A 4,955-nucleotide genomic window follows, 5' to 3' on the forward strand; every position below is an offset into this window, starting at 1 on the left:
GGACTTGCCGGCTCCGCCGGAGCCGAGGAGCGTCACCAGCCGGGCCTGGGCGGCGGCGGCCTCGATCTCCGCCAGCTCCGCCTCCCGGCCGACGAACGAGGTGTGCGCGGCGGGGACTCCGGCCACCAAGCGCAACTACGCCGATGACCTGCGGCGCGTCTGGGCGCCGCTGGCGCGGGAGGTGGGCCACGAGGCGTTCTTCGTCGGCTGCCTCACCCGCGAGCAGGTGCGGATGTGGCGGCTGCGGCAGGAGGGCGCCGGGGTCGCGAAGCGCAGCATCGGCCGCTACGTCGCGTGCCTGTCGTCGCTGCACACCTACGCCGCCGGGCGGCTGGACCCGCCGCCGCGCAACCCGGTCACCCAGGACGACCGGCCGCGGATCGAGGCGGGCCGCGGCGCCGGGTCCACGCCGGTGCTGGAGGTCGAGCAGGTCCGGGCGGTCGCGGCCGCGGCGTCCGCCGAGCTGGACCTGCTGGTGGTGATGCTGCTGTACAGCCTGGCGGGGCGGGTCACCGAGCTGTGCGCCGCCGATGTCACCGACCTGGTCGACGACGGTGGCCGCGTCCACCTGGCCGTGACCCGCAAGGGCGGCAAGCGGCGCCGGCTGCCGCTGCCGCCGCGCTGCGCCGAGCTGCTGCGCCGCCACGTCGGGGACCGGGCGGCCGGGCCGCTGCTGCTGGACGCCAAGGGCGACCGGCTCGACCGCCACGACGTCGACCGGATCAGCACCCGGCTCGGCCGCGCCGCCGGGGTGCCGCCCGGCCGGGACCTCACCCCGCACGTGTGGCGCGCCTCCCGCATCACCCACATGCTGGACGACGGTGTCCCGCTCGCCGAGGTGCAGGAGTTCGCCGACCACGTCAACCCCGCCACCACCATCGGCTACTGGGAGCGCCGCAACCAGGGAAAGCGGGCCGCGGCGCACGCCGACCGAGCCGCGGCCGTCTTCGAGTGACCCGCCGGACGTCCGCGGCCGTCCCCGGCCGGCGCACTCGGGCGCGATCCGGCCTCGCCTTCGGCGGGAGCCGGAAGCCGCCAAGCGCTGCGGCCCAGGGCTCCGGGCTCGCCGGGTACGGTCTTGGGCGGGAGGGGCGCCCCCGGCCTGGAGGGGCGAAAGACCTGGTCTAGCCGACAGGTCCTGCTGAGGACCCAAGGTCAGTCGGTCGCTGAGTCAGACCCCGGCGGGAGTGCTCCTCCACATCATCACTGTCAGTCGTCGATGGCCTGGTAGGCGCAGGTCCAGAAGTCGTCGAACCACGGCGTGGGGGCCGGGGACGTGAGGGCGCGCTGCGTCAGCAGGATCCCGATCAGCCCCTCGGCCGGGTCGGTGTAGACCGAGGTGCCGGTGCCGCCGGCCCAGCCGAAGCGGCCCGGTACGGCGGCCAGGCCGTCGCGGCGGGTGATGACGCCGACGCCGAAACCCCAGCCGCTGTTGCCGCCGAAGAACACGTGGTTGTCGGCCTTCTGCTCCGCGGTGAGCTGGTCGGTGGTCATCAGTTCCACCGACGGCCGCGACAGGACGCGCTCCGAGCCGTGGCGGCCGCGGTTCAGCATCATGGTGCAGAAGGCGAGCAGGTCGTCGGCGGTGGAGAGCAGCCCCGGGCCGCCGGCGCCGGACGGGAACACGGGCGGGCTCGTCCACGCGGCGCGGTCGTCCGCGGGGGTGAGCGCCCCGGTCTCGGGGTCGGGCCGGTAGGCGGCGGCCAGCCGGTCCAGTTCGCCGGCGGGGACGTGGAAGCCGGTGTCGGTCATCCCGAGCGGCCCGAACAGCCGCTCGGCGAGCAGGTCGGCCAGCGGTCGCCCGGCGGCGCGGGCCATGAGGATCCCGAGGACGTCGGCGCTCGTGTCGTACATCCACCGCTCCCCCGGCTGGTGGACGAGCGGCAGCCGGCCGAGGCGCGCCAGCCATTCGCCGGGCTCGAGCGACTGGCCGCCGGGCCCGGGCGCGATGCCGGCCTCGTCCATCGCCCGCTGGACGGGGGTGGTGCCGGGCGGCGCCATGATCACGCCGGTGCCGAGCCGGAACGTCAGCAGGTCCCGCAGGGTGATCGGGCGGTGCGCGGAGACGGTGTCGTCCAGCGGCGCGGCGGGGTGCGACAGGACCCGCGGCTCGGCCAGTTCGGGCAGCAGGTCGCCGACGGGGTCGTCCAGCCGCAGCCGGCACTCCTCCACCAGCGTCATCGCCGCCGCGGCGGTGAGCTGCTTGGTGACCGACGCGATCCGGAAGATCGTGTCGCGGCGCATCGGCGGGCCGCCGCCCGCCTCGGCGGTGCCGAGGACCTCGGTGTGGACGTCGCCGCGCCGGGCCACCAGGGCGACCAGTCCCGGGACGCCGCCGCTGCCGACGTGGCCGCCGAGCACCTCGCGCATCCGGCCGAGCCGCCTGCCTGACAGGTTCATCGTCTCCCCCTCGTCCACTGCTGACGTCCCCCTATTGACCGGGCGGAAGCATGGAACTCACCGGCCCGCGCGCGGGCCGCCCCGCCGGCCGCGTGCCGCCGTGCCGAGGCCGGCGATGAGCACCGCGCCGACCAGCAGGTGCAGCCCGGTCAGGACCGCCATGCTCGCGGTGTCGGCCGCGCCGCCGAGCGGCCCGGCCAGCGACAGGGCCAGCACGGCGGCGGCGGTGGCCGTCCAGACGCGGGCGGGGCGTCCGACCGTCCGCTCCAGCACCGCCAGCAGCGCCCAGGCCGCCAGTCCGGCGACGAGGGCACCGGCGGCGACCGCCACCGCCCCGACCTGCCGGATCTCCCCGCCGGTCTCGGCGGACGGGGTGTGCCCGGCCACCGGCCCGGTCAGCGTCCACAGCACCAGCGCGGCCACGGCACCGCCCGCGACGGTCACGGCCCTGCGGGCGGCGCCGCCGGCCAGGTCGGTGCTCGCAATGTCGGTGCTCGCAACGTCGGTGCGCGCCATGTCGGTCTGAGCCATGTCGGTCTCCTTCGTGCCGGGTCTCATCGGGCTCCGCCAGCGTCGCCGCCGCCGGGCCTCGCCCGCATCGGACGTGCGGCCAGAGGGCATCCGACCGCGGAGGGGAAGAGCACCGACTTTCGTCGGTGCCGGGGCCGTGACGTGCGCGGCTAGCCTTTGGCCGATGGACGAGGAGACCCGCCTGGAGGCGGACGCCGGTCCCGGGCGGCGGGCCGGTGCGGTGCTGGTGTTCGTTGCCGTGGGGGTCCTGGGCGCGGTGACGCTGTGGGCCCGGCACGGGACCGGCTCGGCGGACGGGTGGTTCGCGCTGGAGGTCGCGGGCGGCGCCGCGGCGTGGGTGCTGTCGCCGCTGCTGCTGTGGCGGCCGGTCGCGGCGGCGGTGGCGCTGACCGCGCTGGCGGCGGTGTCGCCGGCGGCGACCCCGGCGGCGACCGTCGCGGTGCTGCAGGTGGCGCGGCGGCGGCCGGTCGGGGTCGCCGCCGCGGTCGGCGCGGCGGGGATCGCCGCGCACGCGGTGCAGGGGCTGTGGCGGCCGCCCGGGGGGATCTCGTTCGGCTGGTGGCTGCTGCTGATCACCGCCGCCTACGGCGCGCTGATCGGGTGGGGCGCGCTGGCGCGGGCCCGCCGCGCGCTGCTGGTGTCGCTGGCGGAGCGCGCCCGCCGCGCCGAGGCCGAGCAGGGCCGCCGCGTCGCCGAGGCCCGCATGGCGGAGCGGACGCGGATCGCGCGGGAGATGCACGACGTGCTGGCGCACCGGCTGTCGCTGCTGGCCACCTACGCGGGTGCGCTGGAGTACCGGCCCGACGCGCCGCCGGAGAGGCTGGCGCGGGCGGCGGGGGTCGTCCGCGCCGGAGTGCACCAGGCGCTGGAGGAGCTGCGGGAGGTGATCCTGCTGCTGCGCACCGACGACGCCGAGGACGAGGGGCGCCCGCAGCCGGTCCTCGCCGACGTGCCGCGGCTGGTGGCCGAGTCCCGCGACGCGGGCGCGGCGGTGGAGCTGCGCGACGGCGTGGGCGGTGCGGCCGTGCCCGCGCCGGTCGGACGCACCGCCTACCGGGTCGTCCAGGAGGGGCTGACCAACGCCCGCAAGCACGCCGCCGGCCGCCGGGTCCGGGTGGTGCTGGCGGGCCGGCCCGGCACCGGGCTGGAGATCGACATCCGCAACGCGCTGCCCGCCGGCCCGGCCGCCGGGCCCGCGGCGCCGGGCAGCGGCACGGGCCTGGTCGGGCTGACCGAGCGGGTCCGGCTGGCCGGCGGGCGGCTGGACCACGAGGCCGCCGCCGGGGAGTTCCGGCTGCACGCGTGGCTACCATGGCCGGCGTGACCCGTCCCCTGCGCGTGCTGATCGTGGACGACGACGCCCTGGTCCGCGCCGGGCTGTCGATGATGCTGGACGGGGCGGGCGGCATCACCGTCGCCGCGGAGGCCGCCGACGGCGACGAGGTGCCGGCGGCCGCCGACGCGCACGCCCCCGACGTGGTCCTGATGGACCTGCGGATGCCGCGGGTGGACGGCATCACCGCGACCCGCCGGCTGCGGGCCCGGCCGGACCCGCCCGAGGTGATCGTGCTGACGACGTTCGACACCGACGAGAACATCCTGCACGCGCTGCGCGCCGGCGCCAGCGGCTTCCTGCTGAAGGACACCCCGCCCGGCGAGATCGTCGAGGCGGTCCGGCGGGTCGCCGACGGGGACCCGATCCTGTCCCCGCGGATCACCCGCCGCCTGATGGACCGCGCGGCCGTGGAGGCGGCCGCGGGCCTGCGGGCCCGGGCGGCGCTGGACGGCCTCAGCCCCCGCGAGCACGAGGTGGCCATGGCGATCGCGCGGGGCCGTTCCAACGCCGAGATCGCCGCGGAGCTGTTCATGAGCGTGGCCACGGTCAAGGCGCACGTCTCCAGCGTCCTGGCCAAGCTGGGCCTGGACAACCGCACCCAGATCGCCCTGCTCGCCCACGACGCCGGCGCGATCTGACCCGGTGCGATCTGACCGGCGCTGACCGGCGCGGGCGGGCGCTACGGGGC

General features: G+C 77.3%; 5 protein-coding genes. 3 read left to right on the top strand and 2 right to left on the bottom strand.

The annotated features are described in order from the left end of the window. The first annotated feature begins 100 nt into the window (after nucleotides 1–100). Nucleotides 101–955: a tyrosine-type recombinase/integrase gene (locus tag E1200_RS31185; RefSeq protein WP_131955889.1), complete on the top strand. Its 855-nt coding sequence runs from the start codon at nucleotides 101–103 to the stop codon at nucleotides 953–955. Nucleotides 956–1,209: 254 nt separating this feature from the next. Here the strand turns inward: E1200_RS31185 and E1200_RS31190 are convergent, their stop codons facing one another. Both E1200_RS31190 and E1200_RS31195 read right to left on the bottom strand, forming a co-directional pair. Further along, nucleotides 1,210–2,418 carry a serine hydrolase domain-containing protein gene (locus E1200_RS31190; RefSeq protein ID WP_243708989.1) on the bottom strand — a complete coding sequence of 403 codons (1,209 nt, stop codon included), beginning with the start codon at nucleotides 2,416–2,418 and terminating at the stop codon, nucleotides 1,210–1,212. Between the two features lie 39 nt (nucleotides 2,419–2,457). Then, nucleotides 2,458–2,931 (bottom strand): DUF6069 family protein, encoded by a 474-nt coding sequence (locus tag E1200_RS31195; protein WP_243708990.1) that lies wholly within the window; start codon nucleotides 2,929–2,931, stop codon nucleotides 2,458–2,460. 163 nt (nucleotides 2,932–3,094) lie between these two features. Between E1200_RS31195 and E1200_RS31200 the strand changes: the two genes are divergently transcribed. Both E1200_RS31200 and E1200_RS31205 read left to right on the top strand, forming a co-directional pair. Continuing rightward, complete coding sequence (locus tag E1200_RS31200; RefSeq protein ID WP_131955891.1) at nucleotides 3,095–4,255, top strand: histidine kinase; 1,161 nt, start codon at nucleotides 3,095–3,097, stop codon at nucleotides 4,253–4,255. After that, on the top strand, nucleotides 4,243–4,905 hold the full coding sequence (locus E1200_RS31205) for a response regulator transcription factor (RefSeq protein WP_131955897.1): 663 nt from the start codon (nucleotides 4,243–4,245) through the stop codon (nucleotides 4,903–4,905). The genes E1200_RS31200 and E1200_RS31205 overlap by 13 nt, the downstream gene beginning before the upstream one ends. The last annotated feature ends 50 nt before the right edge of the window (nucleotides 4,906–4,955 follow it).

This window comes from Actinomadura sp. GC306 (assembly GCF_004348665.1).
Lineage (GTDB): Bacteria > Actinomycetota > Actinomycetes > Streptosporangiales > Streptosporangiaceae > Spirillospora.

Excerpts from the sequence above, each read along its gene's own strand:
- E1200_RS31195 (WP_243708990.1), bottom strand. The coding sequence starts at position 2,931 with ATGGCTCAGACCGACATGGCGCGCACCGACGTTGCGAGCACCGACATT.
- E1200_RS31200 (WP_131955891.1), top strand. The coding sequence starts at position 3,095 with ATGGACGAGGAGACCCGCCTGGAGGCGGACGCCGGTCCCGGGCGGCGG.
- E1200_RS31205 (WP_131955897.1), top strand. The coding sequence starts at position 4,243 with ATGGCCGGCGTGACCCGTCCCCTGCGCGTGCTGATCGTGGACGACGAC.